Source organism: Kribbella sp. NPDC051586 (assembly GCF_044453965.1).
GTDB lineage: Bacteria > Actinomycetota > Actinomycetes > Propionibacteriales > Kribbellaceae > Kribbella.
The window spans coordinates 676763-696540 of sequence record NZ_JBITDF010000004.1 but is presented as its reverse complement, the minus strand read 5'-3'; the positions used below and the strand labels follow the sequence as shown (position 1 = coordinate 696540).

The window sequence follows — 19778 nt, the reverse complement described above, 5'->3', positions numbered from 1 at the left end:
GTATGCACCTCGAGCTGTCCGGGCTGACCAAGAGCTTCGGCTCGCTGGTCGCCAACGACCACATCGACCTGGTGATCGAGCCGGGCGAGATCCACTGCCTGCTCGGTGAGAACGGCGCCGGCAAGAGCACCCTGATGAATATGCTCTACGGCCTGCTGCAGCCCGACTCCGGCGAGATCGTGATCGACGGCCAGAAGGTGCGGATCACCTCGCCGAGCGACGCGATCCGGCACGGCATCGGCATGGTGCACCAGCACTTCATGCTGGTCCCGGTGTTCACGGTCGCCGAGAACATCATGCTCGGCCGGGAGAACACCCGGGCCGGCGGCGTACTGGACCGGAAGAAGGCGCACGCGCTCGTCACCGAGCTGTCCGACCGGTACGGGTTCGAGGTCAACCCCGAGGCCCTGGTCGAGGACATCCCGGTCGGCGTCCAGCAGCGGGTGGAGATCATCAAGGCCCTCGCCAACGACGCCAGCGTGCTGATCCTGGACGAGCCGACCGCGGTGCTCACCCCGGCCGAGATCGACGAGCTGATCGGCGTGATGCGCCAGCTCAAGGAGAACGGCACCTCGATCGTCTTCATCACCCACAAGCTCAAAGAGGTCAAGGCGATCGCGGACAAGATCACCGTGATCCGCCGCGGCAAAGTGGTCGGCGAGGCCGAGCCGTCGGAGACCGAGGAGCAACTCGCCGAGCTGATGGTCGGCCGCGCGGTGGATCTGGTCGTCGACAAGGAGCCGGCCCAGCCGAAGGACGTCGTACTGCGGGTCGAAGGGCTGACCGTGATCGACGAGCGCGGGTTCACCGCCGTCGACGACGTGGACCTGGAGGTCCGGGCCGGCGAGATCCTCGCCGTGGCCGGTGTCCAGGGCAACGGTCAGACCGAGCTCGCCGAAGCGCTGCTGGGGCTGACGCAGATCGCGGCCGGGAAGATCTCGCTGGACGGCGAGGACCTGACCGGCAGGACGACCAGACAGCGGCTCGAGGCCGGTATCGGGTACGTCCCGGAGGACCGCGCCCACGACGGCTTCGTCGGCTCGTTCACGGTCGCCGAGAACCTGATCCTCGACCTGTTCCGCGAGGCGCCGTTCGGCAACGGGCTGGCGCTGCGGACCGACGAGATCGACAAGAACGCCGAGGCCCGGGTGGTGGAGTTCGACATCCGCACCCAGGGCATCGACCAGCCGGTGTCGTCGCTGTCCGGTGGTAACCAGCAGAAGGTCGTGCTCGCCCGCGAGTTGTCCCGGCCGCTGAAGCTGCTGGTCGCTTCGCAGCCGACCCGTGGTGTCGACGTCGGCTCGATCGAGTTCCTGCACAGCCGGATCGTCGAGGAACGCGACAACGGCACCGCCGTCCTGATCGTGTCCACCGAGCTGGACGAGATCGCCGCCCTGACCGACCGGGTCGCGGTGATGTATCGCGGCAAGGTGGTCGGTGTCGTACCGGCCGACACCCCGCGCGACGAGCTCGGCCTGATGATGGCCGGCGCCTCCAAGTCCGAGGCGCACGACGTCGCGATCGAGAACCCGACCACGTTGGGAACCATCTAGATGAGCACAGACGAAATGGTCGAGCCGGCCCCCGCCGCGCCCGTACCGGCCAAGGAACCACAGCGCTCCGGCCTGCCGTCGTGGGCGATCCAGGGCCTGGTCTCGCTCAGCGCGATCGTGCTGGCCCTGGTGGTCGGCGCGATCCTGATCATCGTCAGCGACGAGCAGGTGAAGACCGCGATGGGGTACTTCGGCGCCGCGCCGATGGACACCGTCTCCGCGGCCGCGAGTGCCGTCGGTGAGGCCTACAAGGCGCTCGCCCTCGGTGCGTTCGGCTCGGTCACCGCGATCACCGAATCGTTGACCCAGGCAACTCCACTGATCTGCGGCGGCCTGGCGGTCTCGCTCGCGTTCCGCACCGGCCTGTTCAACATCGGCGCCCAGGGGCAGCTGATCGCCGGCGCGATCCTGGCGGCGTACGTCGGGTTCGCCTGGCACCTGCCGCCCGGTCTGCACCTGATCGTGGCGATCCTCGCCGGGCTGCTCGGCGGCGCGTTGTGGGGCGGCGTCGTCGGGCTGCTGAAGGCCCGCACCGGCGCGCACGAGGTGATCGTGACGATCATGCTCAACTACGTCGCGATCTACCTGCTCGCCTGGCTGCTGACCACGTCGGCGTTCCAGCGGCCCGGGCGGACCGACCCGATCTCGCCGATCGTCGACGCGAACGCGCAGTACCCGCAGTTCGGCGACACCCGGCTGCACGGCGGCTTCATCCTCTCGGTGCTCGCCGCGATCTTCGTCTGGTGGCTGCTGAACCGGTCGACGATCGGCTTCGAGCTGCGCGCCGTCGGAGCGAACGCCGACGCCTCGCGGACGGCGGGAATGTCGGTCGGCCGTGCGTACATCATCGCGATGGTCGTCGCCGGCGCGCTCGCCGGTCTGGCCGGGACCCAGCAGGTGCTCGGGACGGACCTGCCGTTGACCGACGGCGTCGCGGCATCGGTCGGCTTCGACGCGATCACGGTCGCGCTGCTCGGTCGCGGCACACCGCTCGGCACCGTCCTGGCCGGGCTGTTGTTCGGCGCCCTGAACGCGGGCGGTCTGCAGATGCAGCTGATCACGCAGACCCCGTTGACGCTGACCACGGTCCTGCAGGCCGTGATCGTGCTGTTCGTGGCGGCTCCGGCGCTGGTGCGCTCGATCTTCCGCTTCCTGCCCAAGGAACGCGGCACCGGCACCGTCCTCGCGAAAGGCTGGAACGGATGACCGAGACGACCCCCGACGCGGTGCCCGCGGCACCCGCGAAGCCCCACGTCATCGAGGCGCCGGCCGATCGGACCCGGCGGATGCGGGTCGGCGGCCTGATGCTGGTGTTCGCGCTGATCGGCCTGCTGCTGGCGATCTTCACCAAGAGCGGCAAGGCGACGTTCCAGCTGGTCTCCGGCGATCTGCAGAACAACCTGCTGCATCTGCCCGCGCAGGCGGTCGGTCTGCTGCTCGGCATCCTCGGCGTCGCCGCGGCCGCGGCGTACATCGTCCGGCGGGTCCCGCAGCGGTACGCCGGCTGGCTGGCCGCACTGCTCGGCATCTGCTTCATCGGCGCGTTCCTGTGCTGGGCCTCGGCGGGCAAGACGTTCCCGCTGGCGAACCAGTTCCAGGGCACGCTGAACTTCGCCACCCCGCTGATCCTGGGCGCGCTCGCCGGTGTGTTGTCCGAGCGGGCCGGCGTCATCAACATCGCGATCGAGGGACAGTTCCTGACCGGCGCGTTCACCGCGGCCGTCGTTTCGAGTACGACGGGCAGCGCCGCGGCGGCGCTGATCGCAGCGGCCGCGACCGGCGTACTGATGGCTGCGCTGCTCGCCGTGTTCTCGATCAAGTACCTGGTCAACCAGGTCGTGCTCGGTGTCGTGCTGGTGGTCTTCGCGACCGGTATCACCGGCTTCCTCTTCGACGAGTTCCTGCAGCCGGACGCGAACAAACTGAACACTCCGGAAGTGCTGTCGGCGGTGAAGATCCCGGGTCTGGCCAGCATCCCGTTCTTCGGCCCGATCCTGTTCAACCAGACGATCCTGGTGTACCTGACCTACCTCGCGGTCGCGGTCGTCACGTTCGTGCTGTTCCAGACCCGGTGGGGCCTGCGGATCCGTGCGGTCGGCGAGCACCCGAAGGCCGCCGACACGGTCGGCATCAGGGTCAAGCGGATCCGGTACTCCGCGGTGCTCTCGGCCGGCATCCTCGCGGGTCTGGGCGGAGCGTTCTTCACCGTCGGGTACGCCGGTTCGTTCAGCAAGGAGATGACCGCGGGCAACGGGTTCATCGCCCTGGCCGCACTGATCATGGGCCGCTGGCACCCGATCGGCGCGACGGTCGCCGCCCTGTTCTTCGGCTTCGCCACCCAGCTGCAGTCCCAACTCCAGATCATCCAGACCCCGATCCCCGGCCAGCTCCTCCTGATGGCGCCGTACCTGGCCACCATCATCGCGGTGGCAGGCCTGGTCGGCCGAGTCAGAGCACCGAAGGCCGACGGTGAGCCCTACGTCACCGAGTAACGTCGACTGGGAAGCCTTGCGGGCCGTCGCCCGCGAGGTGATGGGCCGGGCCTACGCGCCGTACTCCGGCTTCCCGGTCGGTGCGGCCGCGCTGGTCGACGACGGGCGGATCGTTGCCGGGTGCAACGTGGAGAACGCGTCCTTCGGGCTGACCCTGTGCGCCGAGTGCGGGTTGGTGTCCGAGCTGCACCGGACAGGTGGTGGGCGTCTCGTGGCGTTCACCTGCGTGGACCAGCACGGCGATCTGCTGACGCCGTGTGGGCGGTGCCGGCAGTTGTTGCACGAGAACGGCGGGCCTGGACTGCTGCTGGAGACGCCGACCGGGCCGCGGCCGTTGCGGGAGTTGTTGCCCGACGCGTTCGGGCCGGAGGACTTGGAGAACTGATGAGTTTCGACGCGGTGGATGTCATCCGGGCCAAGCGGGACAAGGGCGAGCTGTCCGACGGGCAGATCGACTGGGTGATCGACGCCTACACCAAGGGCGACGTCGCCGACGAGCAGATGTCCGCGCTCGCGATGGCGATCCTGCTGAACGGGATGAACCGGCGCGAGATCGCCCGCTGGACCGCGGCGATGATCGCCTCCGGCGAGCGGATGGACTTCGGCAAGCTGTCCCGGCCGACCGCGGACAAGCACTCGACCGGCGGCGTCGGCGACAAGATCACGTTGCCGTTGGCACCTTTGGTCGCGGCCTGCGGGGTCGCCGTACCGCAGCTGTCGGGTCGCGGCCTCGGCCACACCGGCGGGACGCTGGACAAACTCGAGTCTGTCCCCGGCTGGCGAGCGGCACTCTCGAACGAAGAGATGATGCAGCAGTTGGAGGATGTCGGCGCGGTGATCTGCGCGGCCGGCGACGGCCTGGCTCCGGCCGACAAGAAGCTGTACGCGCTGCGCGACGTGACCGGCACGGTCGAGGCGATCCCGCTGATCGCCAGCTCGATCATGAGCAAGAAGATTGCCGAGGGCACCGGTGCGCTGGTGCTCGACGTGAAGGTCGGCTCCGGCGCGTTCATGAAGGAGCTCGCCGATGCCCGTGAGCTCGCGGAGACCATGGTTGCGCTGGGCACCGATGCCGGGGTGAAGACCGTTGCCCTCCTCACCGACATGTCGGTCCCACTCGGCCTGACCGCGGGTAACGCACTCGAGGTCCGTGAGTCGGTCGAGGTACTCGCCGGCGGCGGCCCTGCGGACGTGATCGAGCTGACCGTTGCCCTGGCCAGCGAGATGCTCGCCGCGGCCGGCGTCACCGGCGTCGACCCGGCCGAGAAGCTCCGGGACGGTACGGCGATGGACGCCTGGCGCGCGACGATCTCGGCCCAGGGCGGCGACCCGTCCGCCGAGCTACCCGTTGCACCCGAGCAGCACGTCGTACCGGCTCCCGCCTCCGGCACCCTCTCGAAGCTCGACGCTCTCGCTGTCGGCGTGGCTGCTTGGCGCCTCGGCGCCGGCCGTGCGCGCAAGGAGGACCCGGTGTCCGCGGTGGCCGGCGTGGAGATGCACGCCAAGCCGGGCGATCAGATCCAGGAAGGCCAGCCCCTGCTGACCCTCCACACCGACGACCCGACCCGCATCGACCGTGCGCTGGAGTCCCTGGCCGACGCGGTAGCTGTCGCGGACTCCTACCAGCCCGGTCCGCTGGTGATCGACCGCATCGGCTGAGGCTGTCAGCTGGAGGTCGCGGTGAGGCGGGCTCGCTGTTGCTTCGCGAGTGCAGTCACGAGCGCGGTGTCCGGGGTGAGATTGCTGCCCAGGGCACCTACCTCGCGGACGCTGATCTCGACCACCATCGGCCCGACGGCGAGGCTGACCTCGGCGGTGGCGGTGGACTGATCGGTGCCGCCGTCGAACTCGACCCGGGCGTCGGACAGGGCTCCGGGGAGGCTGAACGGGTGCTCGTGGGTGTCCTGTCTCCAGAAGCCCCGCTGGAGAACCGCTGCCTTGCCGGCTGACCCGGTCTTGAACAGTTGCAGCGTGTAGCGCTTCTTCTTGTCGGGGCTGAGCCGGGTCGCGCGGTACCCCTCGACGAAGCTTGCGTTGAGCAGCAAGGCGCGGTCCAGCGCGGGGTCGGCGGACCAGTTGTCCAGGAACGCCGTTGCGGTGAACGGGCCGGTGCCGTTGCGGGCGTCGGCGACATAGCCGCGGGGCAGGACGACGAGTCCGGCGAGCGTGCTCTTCGACTTCTGGGCCGGACCCGACAGCGCCGAATGCTTGGCGGCGGGGGTCTGAGCGGCGCCGGCCGACGTACCGTCCTCGTTGCCGCAGGCGGCGACGCCCAGCAGCAGGGCGGTCACCACAACGGCAACGCCCGAGGCATGTTTCCGCGCAGTCCGCTTCACGGTCCCTCTCCGTCCGGCCACTCGCCCCCGAGCGCATCCGACAGTTCCGAGGCCGATGCCATCAGAAGTTGGTTAACTCCAGGCGAACAGGCTTGTCTTATTGGGACGCGGACGACGTGACAAGCGTCTCGATCCGGCGGCGGGCGGCCTTCGGGTGCAGGGGTTCGCAGCCGGCTTCGACGCAGCGGCGGACGACCTGGGGGTCGTCGCGGAGCAGCAGCAGTCCGCGCCGGAGCAGGGTCAGCGGGGGCTTGCGGTGCTCGCGGAGATCGCGCTGGAAGCGGCGGAAGAACGTGACGAGCCGATGGTGGCGGACGCAGATCGCGGCGGCGAGCAGGCCGCGGTCACGCAGCGCACCGGTGATCCGGTCGGCGAAGATGCCCTCAGCAACGATCAGCGCGGAGCCCTCGGTGCTGACCGGCCGGTGGCCGACGGTGCCGTCGGCGGCGATGTCGTAGATCGGAAGGTCCGCGGCGCCCGTCGTACACAACTGCTCGAGGGCCGCGACCGCGCGGTCACCGTCCCAGGATCGCGGGTCGTCCCAATCGACGATGCCGAGCGGCGAGCGCGGCATCGCCGCGTCGTCCCCGTCGCGGTAGAAGTCGTCCAGCCGCACCACCGGCAGCCCCACCACCTCCGCCAGCCGCGACTTCCCGGCTCCCGACGGTCCGGCCAGCAACACCACCCGTGAACCCACCGGCACATTCTCCACTAGCCGAGGAGGGCGCGGTGCAGGGCCTCGGCCTGTTCCTTGAACCACGTGTTGGTGCGGTTGGTCAGTTCGGATTCGCCGGTGGTCCAGCGTTGGTAGAACCAGGGGTGGCCGGTTTCGGCGCCGCGGCGGACGTACTCCATACACCAGATGTGGTTGTCGGCGGCCGCGTCGGCCAGGCGGAGGCGGTCCGCGTCGGTCAGGGCGTAGGCGTCGGCGAAACGGCGGAAGCGGGCGAGGGATCGGCCTCGGCGTAGGTCGTGGATGTCTGCGTCGGGGCGGAGCGGGGCCCACAGCCGGACCGCCGTCGCGACGTCCCAGAGCGCTGACCCGGGGGCGGCGAGGTCGAAGTCGATCAGCGCGACCGCGAGGCCGTCCCGGAAGACGACGTTGTCCAGGTTCGGGTCGTTGTGGCTGATCAAGCCCGTGACGTACGCGGGCGGCACCGGCTCGGCCCACTTCAGGCCGACAGGCCGGAAGTCCGCGACCGCCTCGTGGTACGCCCGCAGCAACCGCGCCACGCTGTCCAGCGCCGCGTCCGTCATCGACCAGTCCGGGTACGGCGATGTCACGGTCGCGCCGGGCACGTAGGACAGGACTTCCCGCCCCTGGGAGTCGATCCCGAGCAGCCGCGGCGCGCCCTCGAACCCGACCCGCTCCAGGTGTTCGAGTAAGGCATGCGTGGCCAGGCTGCTGGGGCGCAACGGACGGCGGACGGTGTCCCCGACCCGCACGACCAGCCCACGGTTCGCAGTACCGCCGAGCAACTGGGTCTCAACCTCAGCAGGCATCGCGGGCTAGTGTGTCTCGCCGAGCAGGGCCTTCGCCAGAGGTGCGTGGGTAACGATCCCGTTGACCAGTCCACTGCGTACCGCGGCGCGCACCGCGGGAACCTTCGCCAGCCCGTACGGGATCGCGATCACCTCGTCGATCTTGTCCATCTGCTCCGCGTTGATCGCGATCACCCGGTCGGTGACCCGGCTCTGCACCGCCTCGCCGTCGGCGTCCACGAACACCCCGGAGATGTCCGCGACGACCCCGCGTTTGTCCAGCTGTTCGCAGGCCTTCTCGTCCATTGCGTCGTACAGCGTCGACTGGCCGGCGGCCCACGATCCGAGCCCGACCACGGCCTTGGAGACCGAATCGAAGTGGCTGATCGCCTCCGCGACCTCTGGCTGCTGCCGCAGCGCCCGCGCCGTCGCCGCGTCCGGCACGACGAGCGGCGCATAGAACAGGTACGCCGGGCCGCCCGACAGGCGTGCCGTGTGGCGGACGAGCTCCACGGAGTTGGCCTCGACATCCGGCCGGGTCAATGCTCCGGTCAGCTGGACGACCGGAACCGGAGCGAGTGAGGACAGCTGCTCGGTCATCGCGGTCACCGCCCGGGCCCACGCCAGGCCGAGGACGTCCTCGGGCGTGACGATCTCCGACAGCAGATCCGCGGCCGCCTTCCCGAGTTGGGTCCGCAAGGCGGGCTCGTCGACCTCGGGGGTGTCGACGACGATCGCGCGCCGCAGGCCGAGGGACTCCTGCAGGCGTGCGGACAGGTCGAGGTCGATGGCGCCGGGGTGGCTGATCTCGATCCGCACCAGCCCACTGCTGCGCGCGTGGTCGAGCAATCGCGCGACTTTGAACCGGCTGAGCCGGAACTCGTCCGCGATCTCCACCTTCGACCGGCCGTCGACGTAGTACCGCCGTGCGATCGACGCGGTGAGCACCAGCTGTGCCGGCCCGAAGGACTCCATCAAAGCCTCCCGCTCATATGAGCACCATCGGACCCAAGTGTTGCACAGACCCTTGACAGGTCAAGTCCCTTCCCGGTTCACTCGTGGCTGTGAGCAGACGCCTGCTCAAATGAGCAAACCCAAAGAACCGCCTCGCTTCGTTCGGCGGGGTGTGAGATGAGGGAGCGGCTAGTGCCCGGAAGAAGGCTTACGGCGGTCGGGGTCGCGCTGGTGTTGGGCGCGGTCAGTGGCTGTGCCGGCTGGGGCGGTGGTGCGGGCGGCGGTGGGGCCGACAGCATCAACGTGCTGATGGTGAACAACCCGCAGATGGTCGACCTGCAGAAGCTCACCGCCGACAACTTCACCAAGCAGACCGGCATCCACGTGAACTTCACCGTGCTCCCGGAGAACGACGTCCGGGACAAGATCAGCCAGGAGTTCTCCAGCCAGGCCGGTCAGTACGACGTGGCGTCGGTCAGCAACTTCGAGATCCCGATCTATGCCAAGAGCAAATGGATCGCACCGCTGTCGGACTACATCGACAAGGACTCGTCGTTCGACCAGGACGACATCCTCAAGCCGATGACGCAGTCGATGACCGCGGACGACGGCAAGATCTACGGCGAACCGTTCTACGGCGAGTCGTCGTTCCTGATGTACCGCAAGGACATCCTGGCGGCCAAGGGCGTCGAGATGCCGGCCAAGCCGACCTGGCAGCAGGTCGCGGACATCGCGGCCAAGGTCGACAACGCCCAGCCCGGGATGCGCGGCATCTGCCTGCGCGGCCAGCCCGGCTGGGGCCAGATCTTCGCGCCGCTCACCACCGTCGTGAACACCTTCGGCGGCACCTGGTTCACCCAGGACTGGCAGGCGCAGGTCGACTCGCCGGCGTTCACCGAGGCGACCAAGTTCTACGTCGACCTGGTCCGCGCGCACGGCGAGGCCGGCGCGCCGCAGGCCGGGTTCACCGAGTGCCTGAACAACACCATCCAGAGCAACGTCGCGATGTGGTACGACGCGACGTCGGCGGCCGGATCCCTCGAGGCCCCGAACTCGCCCGTGAAGGGCAAGATGGGCTACGCCCCGGCGCCGGTCGTGAAGACCGACAGCTCCGGCTGGCTGTACGCGTGGGCCTGGGGTATCCAGGAAGCCTCGAAGAAGAAGGACAACGCCTGGAAGTTCATCTCCTGGGCCTCCGGCAAGGACTACGAGAAGCTCGTCGGTCAGAAGGTCGGCTGGTCCAACGTCCCGGCCGGCAAGCGCGCGTCGACGTACGAGATCCCGGACTACGTCAAGGAGGCGGCCGCCTTCGCGCAGCCGACCAAGACGGCGATCGAGAACGCCGACCCGAAGAACCCGGGCGTCCAGCCGCGGCCGGCGCCGGGGATCCAGTTCATCGACATCCCGGAGTTCCCGGACCTCGGGACCCAGGTCAGTCAGGACGTGAGCTCGGCGATCGCCGGGCGGATGAGCGTCGACAAAGCCTTGAAACGCGGGCAGGAGCTCGCCGACGACGTCGCCGAGCGGTACCGCTCGCGACAGGCGAAGTGAGGGGAGCGGACATGTCCGTCGACGCCAAGTCTGAGACCAGCACCAAGCCGCGGCGCCATGCCGCGCCGCCCGAGGGAACGGTGATGCGCAAGGCCGGCGACTGGGCCCGGCGCGGCCCGTTGCTGCCGGCCTTGATCTTCATGGTCATCGTGACCCAGCTGCCGTTCGTGGTCACGATCGTCGTGTCCTTCATGGACTGGAACGCGTACTACCCCGACGAGCGCGGGTTCGCCGGGTTCGACAACTTCCGCCGGGTGCTGACCGACGCGAACACCCGGCACGCGATCTGGGTGACGATCGTGCTCACCGCGGGCGTCGTGCTGATCAGCCTCGTGTTCGGTCTGCTGATCGCGCTGCTGCTGGACCGCAAGTTCCGCGGCCGCGGCGCGGTCCGGACGATGATGATCACGCCGTTCCTGATCGTGCCCGTCGCCGCGGCCCTGCTGTGGAAGCACGCGCTGTACAACCCGACGTACGGCTTGTTCAACGGCGTGCTGAAGTGGATCTTCGGCGACAACGCGCCGCAGCCGGACTGGATCAGCAACCAGCCGTTGTGGTCGATCATCTTCGCGCTGGTCTGGCAGTGGACGCCGTTCATGATGCTGATCCTGCTGGCCGGCCTGCAGAGCCGTCCGCTCGACGTGATCGAGGCGGCCGGGATCGACGGCGCGAACCAGTGGGAGATCTTCCGCTACATGACGCTCCCGCACCTGCGGCAGTACCTCGAGCTGTCCGCCCTGCTCGGCTCGATCTACGTCGTACAGAACTTCGACGCGGTCTTCACGATCACATCTGGCGGTCTCGGTACGGCGAACCTGCCGTACACGATCTACCAGACCTTCTACACCGCGCACGACTACGGCCGCGCCTCGGCCGCCGGCGTGATCGTGGTGATCGGCACGATCGCGATCGCGACCTTCGCGCTGCGGTCGGTGTCCACGCTGTTCCGAGAGGAGACCGGTCGATGAGCGGGCAAGTCACGATCGTGACGGGGAAGAAGAACCGCGGTGGCGGGTTCGTCCTGAGCGGGGTGGCCTGGATCGTCGGGATCCTGTTCGTGCTGCCGGTGCTGTGGATGCTGCTGACGTCGTTCCACTCCGAGGAGGACGCGGCGAAGAACCCGCCGGACATCGCGGCGCCGCTGACGCTCGACGGCTACCGGTCGTTCTTCGACAGTGGCCCGTGGCCGTCGATCGCGAACTCGCTGACCGCGAGCATCCTGTCCACCGCGCTGGTGATCCTGCTCGCGTTCCCGGCGGCGTACGCGCTGTCGATCCGGCCGGTGAAGAAGTGGACGGACGTGCTGTTCTTCTTCCTGTCCACGAAGATGCTGCCGGTGGTCGCCGGTCTGCTGCCGATCTATCTGTTCGCGCAGTCGGTCGGATTCCTGGACAACATCTGGCTGCTGATCATCCTGTACACGTCGATGAACCTGCCGATCGCGGTCTGGATGCTGCGCAGCTTCCTCTCCGAGGTGCCGGTCGAGATCCTCGAGGCCGCATCGGTGGACGGCGCGTCGCTGACCCGCACGCTGCGGTCCGTGGTCGCACCGGTCGTCACGCCCGGTATCGCGTCCGCGGCGCTGATCTGCTTCATCTTCAGCTGGAACGAGTTGCTGTTTGCCCGAGTGCTGACCGGCACAGTGGCGCAGACGGCTCCGGTGTTCTTGACTGGGTTCGTGACCAGTCAAGGATTGTTCCTCGCCAAAGTCTGTGCCGCGTCGATCGTGGTGTCGCTGCCGGTGCTGATCGCCGGGTTCGCCGCACAGGACAAGCTCGTCCAGGGTCTGTCGCTGGGGGCGGTCAAGTGAAACTGACCACCGCTGCTCTCGATGCCCTGGGCAATGACATCGGCGTGCCGTCGTACGACCGTACGGCGGTGACGCCAGGGATCGTGCACTTCGGGGTGGGCGGCTTCCACCGCGCCCATCAGGCGATGTACCTCGACCGGTTGATGAGCGACGGCAAGGCGCTCGACTGGGGGATCGTCGGGGTCGGGGTGCTGCCCCAGGACCGGCGGATGTACGACGTCCTGTCGGCGCAGGACCACCTGTACACGCTGGTCATCAAGCATCCGGACGGGCAGTTGGAGCCGCGCGTGATCGGGTCGATCGTCGACTATCTGTTCGCGCCGGACGATCCGGAGGCGGTGCTCGCGCGGATGACCGATCCTGCCACGCGGATCGTGTCGTTGACGATCACCGAGGGCGGGTACCACGTGAACCAGGTGACGGGGGAGCTGGACGCGTCCGATCCCTCGCTGGCCGCGGACCTGGAGCCGGGGGCGACGCCGGGGAGCGCGTTCGGGTTCATCGTGGAGGCGCTGCGGCGGCGCCGGGAGGCCGGCGTACCGCCGTTCACCGTGATGTCCTGCGACAACATCCCGGGCAACGGGCACGTCGCGCGCAAGATGATCGCCGGCTTCGCGCGGCTGAAGGATCCGGAGGTCGCGGACTTCCTGGAGACCGAGGTGCGGTTCCCGAACTGCATGGTCGACCGGATCACGCCGGTGACGACGGACGCGGACCGGGAGGCGCTGGCCGAGCGGTTCGGGGTCGAGGACGGCTGGCCGGTGGTGTGCGAGCCGTTCACGCAGTGGGTGCTCGAGGACGACTTCGGCGGCGAGCGGCCGGCGTACGAGGATGTCGGCGTCCAGATCGTCGAGGACGTCGAGCCGTACGAGTTCATGAAGCTGCGGTTGCTCAACGCGAGTCATCAGGCGTTGTGCTATCTCGGGTATCTGGCCGGGTACCGCTACGCGCACGAGGTGTGCCAGGACAAGCTGTTCATCGACTTCCTGCTCGGCTACATGGACAACGAAGGTACGCCGACGTTGCCGCCGGTGCCCGGGGTCGATCTGGACCGCTACAAGCACCAGCTGATCGAGCGGTTCGCGAACCCGGAGGTGCGGGACACGCTGGCGCGGCTGTGCGCGGAGAGTTCGGACCGGATCCCGAAGTGGCTGTTGCCGGTGGTCCGCGAGCAGTTGGCGGCCGATCGCGAGATCAAGCGCTCGGTGCTGGTCGTGGCCTCCTGGGCGCGGTACGCCGAGGGCACGGACGAGCAGGGCGGGTCGATCGAGGTCGTCGACCGGTTGCGCGACAAGCTGGTCGAGCGGGCGCAGCACAACACCGACGATCCGCTGGTGTTCATCTCGGATCCGGATCTGTTCGGTGAGCTGGCGTCGGACGAGCGGTTCGTCACGCAGTACAAGGCGGCGCTGAAGTCGCTCCACGAGATCGGAGCGCGCGCCACTCTCGAAGCCCTGTAGCGTCGGAGCATGACTGAGCTGAGGCTGGTTGCCGGGGTGGACTGCTCCACCCAGGCAACCAAGGTTCTGGTGTGCGACGCTGAGACCGGAGCGGTGGTCCGCGAGGGCCGGGCGCCGCACCCCGACGCCACCCAGGTGGACCCGGGCGAGTGGTGGAAGGCGTGGGAGATCGCCTCCGACGGTCTGCTCGACGGCGTCGAGGCGATCGCGGTCGGCGGCCAGCAACACGGCATGGTCCTGCTGGACGACGCCGGCGAGGTCGTCCACCCCGCCGTCCTCTGGAACGACACCAGCTCAGCCGACGCCACCACCGAACTGATCGCCGAGCTAGGCGGCCCCGAGGCGTGGGCCGAAGCGATCGGCTCCGTCCCGGTCCCGTCGTTCACCGTCACCAAACTGCGGTGGGTACGGTCCAAGGAGGCTGCAGCCCGTGCGACAGCGGTCGTGCTGCCGCACGACTGGATGACGCAGCAGTTGGCGGCGGATCGGCAAGGGATTGACGGGATCACCACCGATCGCGGAGACGCTTCCGGGACCGGCTGGTGGTCGGCGGCGACGAACAGCTACCGCACCGACCTCGTGGAGCTCGCCTTCGGTCGTCAGCTCGCCCTGCCTCGCGTCGCCGGTCCCGGCGAGATCGTCGGCCAGACCGCGTTCGGCGCGGCCATCGCCGCCGGCACCGGGGACAACGCTGCCGCTGCGCTCGGGCTTGACCTGCAGCCGGGTGATGTCGCCGTCTCCCTCGGAACCAGCGGTACGGCGTTCGCGCGCTCGGCCCACCCGACAGCGGACCCGACCGGCCTGGTCGCCGGTTTCGCCGACGCCACCGGGGAGTACCTTCCGCTCGTCTGCACCCTGAACGCGGCCCGCGTCATGTCCGCGACCGCGCAGATGCTCGGTCTCGACCTGGCCGCCTTCGACGAGGCCGCCATCACCTCGCCCGGCAGCGACGGCCTGGTTCTGCTCCCGTTCCTGGACGGCGAGCGTACGCCGGACCTCCCGCACTCCACCGGCCTGATCTACGGCCTCACCCGGGCGACCATGCAGCCGGCAACGATGGCCCGCGCCGCGGTCGAGGGCCTCCTGTGCGGTCTCGCCGACGCCGTTGACGCCCTCCGGGCCCAGGGCCTCCCCGTCCATCGGGTCCTGCTCCTGGGCGGCGGCGCCCGCTCCCGCGCCGTACAAGCCCTGGCCCCAGCGCTCCTCGGCGCCGAGGTTGTCCTCCCCGAACCAGCCGAGTACGTCGCCCTGGGCGCGGCCCGGCAAGCAGCCTGGGCCCTGTCCGGCGCCGACACCCCGCCCACCTGGCAGGTCCCCCTCGGCAAGCCAGAGCCGGCCATCACCGTCGACGCCGCCCAGGTCCGCGCCAACTACGAGCAGGTCCTCACCAACACCCGCCCGCTCCTGTCCCAGCCCTACAACCGCTGACTTGGATGCGCCTACAGTTGGTGAATGGTGTACTTCGGTGGGTTGCTCGGACTGATCGGGCTGCTGACCCTGATCTTCCGCGACGGCGACGTGGCCGGCATGCCCGCGGCACTGGCCGGGGGCGTGCTGCTCGTGCTGGGCGTGGCGGTCGGCGTGTTCGGCGTCGTCCGGCGGCGTCGCGTGCGCCGGCGCAAGATCGCCCGCGGCGAACCGGTGCCGGTCGGGGACATCTTCCAGCGGGCCCGCGCGCTGCCGAAACTGCTCCGCGAGGTCCGTCAGGGCACGTACGCCGACCTGCCGAGGAGCCGGCCGTTCATCTGGGTCCTGGCACTCGTCTACCTGATCTCGCCGATCGACATCCTGCCCGACCTGCTGCCGGTGATCGGTGTCACCGACGACGCCGGCGTGGCCGTCTGGCTGCTCACGAGCGTGTCGACGGCCACCGGCCTCTACCTCAACCGCCAGCGCGAGCGTCAGCGCCTTCCGGGCCGCGACCTCGGCAGCGGCGGAGCCACTCGCTGATGTCGGCCGCCGCCTCCTCGGGATGCTGATAGGCGAACAATTGCAGGGAGTCCGTCGGGACGCTCGGGTCGGCGATCCGCTCGGCGGCCGCAAGTAACTGGTGTGCGGCCGCGAGCACGCGGGCGGCCTGCTCGACCGCCTCGACCGGGTCGTCCATCGTGACCGCGGCGGTCGCCAGGTCGGCGACCTCGCACGCCTGGTAGCCCATGGCCAGTTGGGCGCGGGTCATCCGAACGCCCGCACGAAGAAGATGGCCGTCATCGCGATCGCGGTGGTGAGGACCAGCACGCGCAGTACGGCCGGCGGCAGGCGGCGGACCAGATGGGCGCCGAAGTAGCCGCCGACGATCGCACCCGCGAGCAGGGCGACCAGGCGGATCGGCTGGGAGAGCACGTCGGCGGCGAAGACGAAGATGACCGCGGCGGTCAGGTAGACGGCCGCGACCTGGATCACCCGCAGCGGGTTGCCGCGCGCCGGGTCGAGCGAGGTCGTCGCGGTCCAGAACGCGAGCATCATCAGCCCGACCGCGCCGCCGAAGTACCCGCCGTAGATCGCCAGCACGAACTGGCCGATCAGGATCGCCGCCGGCCCGGGGCGACCGAGCCGCAGCGCCGCCGTCAACCGCCGGCCGAACGCGAGGACGACGGTCGCGAACGCCAGCAACCACGGCACCGCCGCGTCGAAAGATGCCGACGGCAACAACAAGAGCAGGCCGGCGCCGATCGCACCGCCGCAGACACTGGCAAGCGTGAGCCGGGCCGGAGACGGACGGACCAAGCCCTCGAACTCCCGGCGGTAGACCCACGCGCTGGTCGCATTGCCGGGCAGCAGCGCGACGGTCGTGGTCGCGTTGGCGGTGACCGGCGGCAGGCCGGCCGCGACCAGCGCGGTGAGTGCCACGAAGCTCCCGCCACCGCCGACGGCGTTCAGCGCGCCGGCTGCGACGCCGGCCAGGAGGATCAGTAGCACCCTTCGAGGATCCGGCTTCGACCCGCGCTCCACAATGCGCGATCTCCGTAGCCAGCCTTAGCCTGAGACGTAGGCTGGTCTGATGCGGTACGACCTCGACGATCTCCGGCTGTTCACCTATGTCGCGGCGGAGGGCTCGATCACCGGCGGCGCGCGGGTGATGCACCTCAGTCTGCCTTCGGCCAGTGCGCGGGTCAGGGCGCTCGAAGCGCAGGCCGGGGTACCGCTCCTGATCCGCGAGCGACGCGGCGTCCGGCTGACTCCCGCCGGCGCCACGCTGGCCCGGCACGCCCGCGAGGTCCTCGCCGAGACCACCAGGCTGGACAGCGCGGTCGCGTCGTACGCCGTCTCCAGGACCGCGCCGATCCGGCTCGTCGCCGGCGGCTCCGCGATGCACCAACTCGTCCCGGTCGCGCTGGCCACGTTCCTCCGCGACCATCCGGAGTACGACGTCAACGTGAGCGAGCGCCGAACCGTCCGCAGCGTCCGCCTGCTCGCCGCCGGGGAGGCCGACCTCGGCGTGATCCTGGACGACGAGCCGACCCCGCTGCGCACAGAGCCGCTTGCCGACGACTCGCTGGTCGTGATCGGCCAGGCCGGCGGCACGCTCGCCGGCCGCACCTCGATCGCGTACGCCGAGGTCGCCGAACATCCCCTGGTCGGCCTCGACCGCAACTCCCCGCTCACGCAGTGGATGGACGACCGCCTCGGCCCGCACGCGCCGGCGCCGCGCTACCGCACCGTCGTACCGACCCTGCACACCCTCATCACGCTCGCCGCTGCCGGCGCCGGTCTCGCGATCGTCCCGCGCCGGGCCGTCGACGCGATCGCGGCGCTGGACATCTGCCCGCTGCAGGACGCGTGGTCGACCCGGAGTCACCTGCTCTGCTACGCCGCCAACGCCCCCGAGTCGGCCCACCTGCTGGCCGGTCACCTGCACGCGGCGGCCGGCCACTAGATGGGCAGGCTGGCCCTGATGCCTTCCAGCAGGTAGGTCAGGCCGAGCTCGAACACCTCGTCGGCTTGCAGATGCGGCGCCTCGTGGACCCATTCCTTCATGGCCGGATAGTCACCGGTGGCGAACATCCGGAGGAGGTACGGCGCAGTCGCGTGCTGCCATTGCCGTTGGTCGAGGCCGCTGGCGCGCTGGGCCTGGCGCTCGGCGACCTCCTTGCGGACCGCGCCGATGACGTAGATGTTCAACGTGGCAAGGGCGCCGGTGACGGTGCCGAGATCGTCGAGTCCGGCGGCGCGCAACGCGGTCAGGGACGCCTCCCCGTGGGCGAGGGTCGCCGGACCGAGATGCGGCCGGCCGCCGAGCAGTTCCGCGAACCATTCGTGCCGCAGGGCGACGCCCCGGATCCCGGTCGCGATCGATCTGAGGACGGCGTCCCAGGTCGCTCCGGTGGGCTCGGGAACCTCGGCGTACGCCGCGTCGACCATCAGCGTGAGCAGCTCGTCCTTGGTGTCGACGTACCGGTAGAGGCGCATCGGGCCGGCGTCGAGCGCGCCGCCGACCTTCCGCAGTGACACGGCGTCCAGGCCGGCGGTGTCGGCCAGCTCGATCGCGGCCCGCACGATCCGCTGCCGGCTGAGCGGGCTCGGCGTCCGTCGCTCGGACGGCTCGGGCCGGTCCCAGATCAGGTCTGTCACGTCACACCTCCGTGCCCGGAACAATACACTGCCTCGACTGATACAGTGTATCGAAAGCTACGCTGTATCGGACGGGAGTCCTCACATGATCGCGATCATCGGCGGCGGCCCGGGCGGCCTCACCCTCGCGCGGATCCTGCACGTCCACGGCATCGACTCCGTCGTGTTCGAGCGCGACGCATCCGGCGCCGCCCGCAAGCAGGGCAGCATGCTCGACCTGCACACCGACACCGGCCAGGCGGCCCTCAGCGCAGCCGGCCTCGAGCGGGAGTTCCTCGCTGCCGCGCGCCGCGAAGGTCAGGACCTGCGCATGCTCGACCACACCGGCACGATGCTGCTCCAGGAGGACACCCCGGACGACGCGCCGATGCTGCGCCCGGAGATCGACCGCGCCGACCTGCGGGACATCCTGCTCGACTCCCTCCCGGCCTCCACGGTCCGCTGGGGGAGCGCCTTCACCCATGCCGAAGCACACGACGGCGGATACGTCCTGCACTTCTCCGATGGGAGCACCGCGACAACGGACCTGCTCGTCGGCGCGGACGGCGCGAACTCCCGGGTGCGTCCGCTGCTCACCGGCATCGAGCCGACGTACGGCGGCAAGGCCGTGGTGCAGAGTGCGATCCACGATGCCGATCGCACCCGGCCCGAACTGGCCGAGATGGTTGGTCGCGGCAACTACTGGGTGTTCGGCCCGGACCGGATGCTGGGCGCGCAACGCAACGGCAACGGCGTGATCCAGGTGAGTATCTCGATCCAAGCGCCGCCCGACGTCGACCCGGCGTGGGTGACCGATCTTCCCGACGGGTGGGCGCCGCAGTTCCGTCGCCTGCTGGCCGCCTGCGACGAGCCGTTCGTCGTGCGTCCGGCGTACCTGCTGCCGATCGGGATGACCTGGCCGCGCCGGTCGGGTCTCACTCTGCTCGGGGACGCTGCGCACCTGATGCCGTCGCACGGCGAGGGCGCGAACCAGGCCATGCTGGACGCCGCGGAGCTCGCCCAGGCGATCGCCGCACATCCGCACGACCTGGACGCCGCACTGGAGCAGTACGAGCCGGCCATGTTCGCGCGCACCGCCAAGATCGCGCAGATGTCGGCCGAGGTCGCGGAGATGATGACCGGGCCTGATGCCGCCCAGAAGGTGCTCCGGTTCTTCGGGGCGGTCGGCTAGCGTGCAGGCATGGACGAGGTCGGCATTCCCCTGCAGGCGTTCGGTGCATTGCTGCACAGCCAGAACATCGGCATGGTGTGCCGGGCGTTGAACATGTACCAGGTGGCCGCGGCGTACACGCAGGTCAGCGGCGGCAACCCGCTCGAGCCGATGGCCGACGAGGTGCGGCAGGTCGCGCGCGAGATCCTGTCCCGGCCGCCGGCCGAAGCGGACGAGGAGATCCGGGCCGGCTTCGACCACGTAAGCGCCTTGAACGTGCTCACCGTGCTGGCCGAGCCTGCGGATGCGCCGTTGATCGCAACGGTGCTGGAGAACACGACCAGCGACGATGTTCGAGCAGTGGCCAACCTGGCGGCCGCGACTGCTCGCGCAGGTGTCCGTGGGCCGGGATAGCGTG

Annotated in this window: 21 protein-coding genes; 14 read left to right on the top strand and 7 right to left on the bottom strand. The window is 69.5% G+C overall.

What is annotated here, in order from left to right; all coding sequences use genetic code 11:
• Positions 1-2: 2 nt before the first annotated feature.
• From ACIA58_RS30215 to ACIA58_RS30195, 5 genes are read left to right on the top strand one after another with little or no spacing between them, the layout of a single operon-like run.
• Positions 3-1553 (top strand): ABC transporter ATP-binding protein, encoded by a 1551-nt coding sequence (locus ACIA58_RS30215; protein ID WP_396407197.1) that lies wholly within the window; start codon positions 3-5, stop codon positions 1551-1553.
• Positions 1554-2759, top strand: coding sequence for an ABC transporter permease (locus ACIA58_RS30210; RefSeq protein WP_396407196.1), 1206 nt, complete (start codon positions 1554-1556; stop codon positions 2757-2759).
• Positions 2756-4045, top strand: a complete 1290-nt coding sequence (locus tag ACIA58_RS30205) for an ABC transporter permease (RefSeq protein ID WP_396407195.1) — start codon at positions 2756-2758, stop codon at positions 4043-4045. The genes ACIA58_RS30210 and ACIA58_RS30205 overlap by 4 nt, the downstream gene beginning before the upstream one ends.
• Positions 4023-4430, top strand: a complete 408-nt coding sequence (locus ACIA58_RS30200; RefSeq protein WP_396407194.1) for a cytidine deaminase — start codon at positions 4023-4025, stop codon at positions 4428-4430. The genes ACIA58_RS30205 and ACIA58_RS30200 overlap by 23 nt, the downstream gene beginning before the upstream one ends.
• A complete protein-coding gene (locus ACIA58_RS30195; RefSeq protein WP_396407193.1) occupies positions 4430-5704 on the top strand; it encodes a thymidine phosphorylase in 1275 nt (424 codons plus the stop codon). The genes ACIA58_RS30200 and ACIA58_RS30195 overlap by 1 nt, the downstream gene beginning before the upstream one ends.
• 5 nt (positions 5705-5709) lie before the next feature.
• Here ACIA58_RS30195 and ACIA58_RS30190 read toward each other — a convergent pair whose 3' ends face one another.
• The 4 genes from ACIA58_RS30190 to ACIA58_RS30175 form a co-directional block, all read right to left on the bottom strand.
• Positions 5710-6381 carry a hypothetical protein gene (locus ACIA58_RS30190; RefSeq protein ID WP_396407192.1) on the bottom strand — a complete coding sequence of 224 codons (672 nt, stop codon included), beginning with the start codon at positions 6379-6381 and terminating at the stop codon, positions 5710-5712.
• A gap of 97 nt (positions 6382-6478) precedes the next feature.
• On the bottom strand, positions 6479-7078 hold the full coding sequence (locus ACIA58_RS30185) for a uridine kinase (RefSeq protein WP_396407191.1): 600 nt from the start codon (positions 7076-7078) through the stop codon (positions 6479-6481).
• 14 nt (positions 7079-7092) lie between these two features.
• The gene (locus tag ACIA58_RS30180; RefSeq protein ID WP_396407190.1) at positions 7093-7884 is read right to left on the bottom strand and encodes a phosphotransferase; all 792 of its coding nucleotides are present in this window, start codon (positions 7882-7884) and stop codon (positions 7093-7095) included.
• Between the two features lie 6 nt (positions 7885-7890).
• Positions 7891-8838 carry a sugar-binding transcriptional regulator gene (locus ACIA58_RS30175; protein ID WP_396407189.1) on the bottom strand — a complete coding sequence of 316 codons (948 nt, stop codon included), beginning with the start codon at positions 8836-8838 and terminating at the stop codon, positions 7891-7893.
• Between the two features lie 156 nt (positions 8839-8994).
• Here ACIA58_RS30175 and ACIA58_RS30170 point away from each other — a divergent pair, with 156 nt between their 5' ends.
• From ACIA58_RS30170 to ACIA58_RS30145, 6 genes are read left to right on the top strand one after another with little or no spacing between them, the layout of a single operon-like run.
• On the top strand, positions 8995-10368 hold the full coding sequence (locus ACIA58_RS30170; RefSeq protein WP_396407188.1) for an ABC transporter substrate-binding protein: 1374 nt from the start codon (positions 8995-8997) through the stop codon (positions 10366-10368).
• A gap of 11 nt (positions 10369-10379) precedes the next feature.
• Positions 10380-11336: a carbohydrate ABC transporter permease gene (locus tag ACIA58_RS30165; RefSeq protein ID WP_396407187.1), complete on the top strand. Its 957-nt coding sequence runs from the start codon at positions 10380-10382 to the stop codon at positions 11334-11336.
• Entirely contained in the window at positions 11333-12178 is an 846-nt protein-coding gene (locus tag ACIA58_RS30160) for a carbohydrate ABC transporter permease (protein ID WP_396407186.1), read from the top strand. Before ACIA58_RS30165 ends, ACIA58_RS30160 begins: the two co-directional genes overlap by 4 nt.
• Positions 12175-13638 carry a mannitol dehydrogenase family protein gene (locus ACIA58_RS30155; protein WP_396407185.1) on the top strand — a complete coding sequence of 488 codons (1464 nt, stop codon included), beginning with the start codon at positions 12175-12177 and terminating at the stop codon, positions 13636-13638. Before ACIA58_RS30160 ends, ACIA58_RS30155 begins: the two co-directional genes overlap by 4 nt.
• 9 nt (positions 13639-13647) lie before the next feature.
• A complete protein-coding gene (xylB, locus tag ACIA58_RS30150; RefSeq protein ID WP_396407184.1) occupies positions 13648-15066 on the top strand; it encodes a xylulokinase in 1419 nt (472 codons plus the stop codon).
• A gap of 24 nt (positions 15067-15090) precedes the next feature.
• Positions 15091-15588 (top strand): YkvA family protein, encoded by a 498-nt coding sequence (locus tag ACIA58_RS30145; RefSeq protein WP_396407183.1) that lies wholly within the window; start codon positions 15091-15093, stop codon positions 15586-15588.
• On the opposite strand, the gene ACIA58_RS30140 is transcribed toward ACIA58_RS30145, so the two are convergent.
• Both ACIA58_RS30140 and ACIA58_RS30135 read right to left on the bottom strand, forming a co-directional pair.
• Positions 15521-15817, bottom strand: a complete 297-nt coding sequence (locus tag ACIA58_RS30140; RefSeq protein WP_396407182.1) for a hypothetical protein — start codon at positions 15815-15817, stop codon at positions 15521-15523. The genes ACIA58_RS30145 and ACIA58_RS30140 overlap by 68 nt on opposite strands.
• Complete coding sequence (locus ACIA58_RS30135; RefSeq protein WP_396407181.1) at positions 15814-16557, bottom strand: sulfite exporter TauE/SafE family protein; 744 nt, start codon at positions 16555-16557, stop codon at positions 15814-15816. Before ACIA58_RS30135 ends, ACIA58_RS30140 begins: the two co-directional genes overlap by 4 nt.
• Before the next feature lie 82 nt (positions 16558-16639).
• Here ACIA58_RS30135 and ACIA58_RS30130 point away from each other — a divergent pair, with 82 nt between their 5' ends.
• On the top strand, positions 16640-17515 hold the full coding sequence (locus ACIA58_RS30130; protein ID WP_396407180.1) for a LysR family transcriptional regulator: 876 nt from the start codon (positions 16640-16642) through the stop codon (positions 17513-17515).
• Here ACIA58_RS30130 and ACIA58_RS30125 read toward each other — a convergent pair.
• A complete protein-coding gene (locus tag ACIA58_RS30125) occupies positions 17512-18210 on the bottom strand; it encodes a TetR/AcrR family transcriptional regulator (protein ID WP_396407179.1) in 699 nt (232 codons plus the stop codon). The genes ACIA58_RS30130 and ACIA58_RS30125 overlap by 4 nt on opposite strands.
• Before the next feature lie 85 nt (positions 18211-18295).
• Here ACIA58_RS30125 and ACIA58_RS30120 point away from each other — a divergent pair, with 85 nt between their 5' ends.
• Both ACIA58_RS30120 and ACIA58_RS30115 read left to right on the top strand, forming a co-directional pair.
• A complete protein-coding gene (locus tag ACIA58_RS30120) occupies positions 18296-19381 on the top strand; it encodes an FAD-dependent oxidoreductase (protein ID WP_396407178.1) in 1086 nt (361 codons plus the stop codon).
• A 9-nt stretch (positions 19382-19390) separates the two neighbouring features.
• Positions 19391-19774 (top strand): hypothetical protein, encoded by a 384-nt coding sequence (locus ACIA58_RS30115; protein WP_396407177.1) that lies wholly within the window; start codon positions 19391-19393, stop codon positions 19772-19774.
• Positions 19775-19778 lie beyond the last annotated feature (4 nt).

Excerpts from the sequence above, each read along its gene's own strand:
- ACIA58_RS30215 (WP_396407197.1), top strand. The coding sequence starts at position 3 with ATGCACCTCGAGCTGTCCGGGCTGACCAAGAGCTTCGGCTCGCTGGTC.
- ACIA58_RS30210 (WP_396407196.1), top strand. The coding sequence starts at position 1,554 with ATGAGCACAGACGAAATGGTCGAGCCGGCCCCCGCCGCGCCCGTACCG.
- ACIA58_RS30205 (WP_396407195.1), top strand. The coding sequence starts at position 2,756 with ATGACCGAGACGACCCCCGACGCGGTGCCCGCGGCACCCGCGAAGCCC.
- ACIA58_RS30195 (WP_396407193.1), top strand. The coding sequence starts at position 4,430 with ATGAGTTTCGACGCGGTGGATGTCATCCGGGCCAAGCGGGACAAGGGC.
- ACIA58_RS30180 (WP_396407190.1), bottom strand. The coding sequence starts at position 7,884 with ATGCCTGCTGAGGTTGAGACCCAGTTGCTCGGCGGTACTGCGAACCGT.
- ACIA58_RS30175 (WP_396407189.1), bottom strand. The coding sequence starts at position 8,838 with ATGGAGTCCTTCGGGCCGGCACAGCTGGTGCTCACCGCGTCGATCGCA.
- ACIA58_RS30170 (WP_396407188.1), top strand. The coding sequence starts at position 8,995 with ATGAGGGAGCGGCTAGTGCCCGGAAGAAGGCTTACGGCGGTCGGGGTC.
- ACIA58_RS30165 (WP_396407187.1), top strand. The coding sequence starts at position 10,380 with ATGTCCGTCGACGCCAAGTCTGAGACCAGCACCAAGCCGCGGCGCCAT.
- ACIA58_RS30160 (WP_396407186.1), top strand. The coding sequence starts at position 11,333 with ATGAGCGGGCAAGTCACGATCGTGACGGGGAAGAAGAACCGCGGTGGC.
- xylB (WP_396407184.1), top strand. The coding sequence starts at position 13,648 with ATGACTGAGCTGAGGCTGGTTGCCGGGGTGGACTGCTCCACCCAGGCA.
- ACIA58_RS30145 (WP_396407183.1), top strand. The coding sequence starts at position 15,091 with ATGGTGTACTTCGGTGGGTTGCTCGGACTGATCGGGCTGCTGACCCTG.
- ACIA58_RS30140 (WP_396407182.1), bottom strand. The coding sequence starts at position 15,817 with ATGACCCGCGCCCAACTGGCCATGGGCTACCAGGCGTGCGAGGTCGCC.
- ACIA58_RS30130 (WP_396407180.1), top strand. The coding sequence starts at position 16,640 with ATGCGGTACGACCTCGACGATCTCCGGCTGTTCACCTATGTCGCGGCG.
- ACIA58_RS30120 (WP_396407178.1), top strand. The coding sequence starts at position 18,296 with ATGATCGCGATCATCGGCGGCGGCCCGGGCGGCCTCACCCTCGCGCGG.
- ACIA58_RS30115 (WP_396407177.1), top strand. The coding sequence starts at position 19,391 with ATGGACGAGGTCGGCATTCCCCTGCAGGCGTTCGGTGCATTGCTGCAC.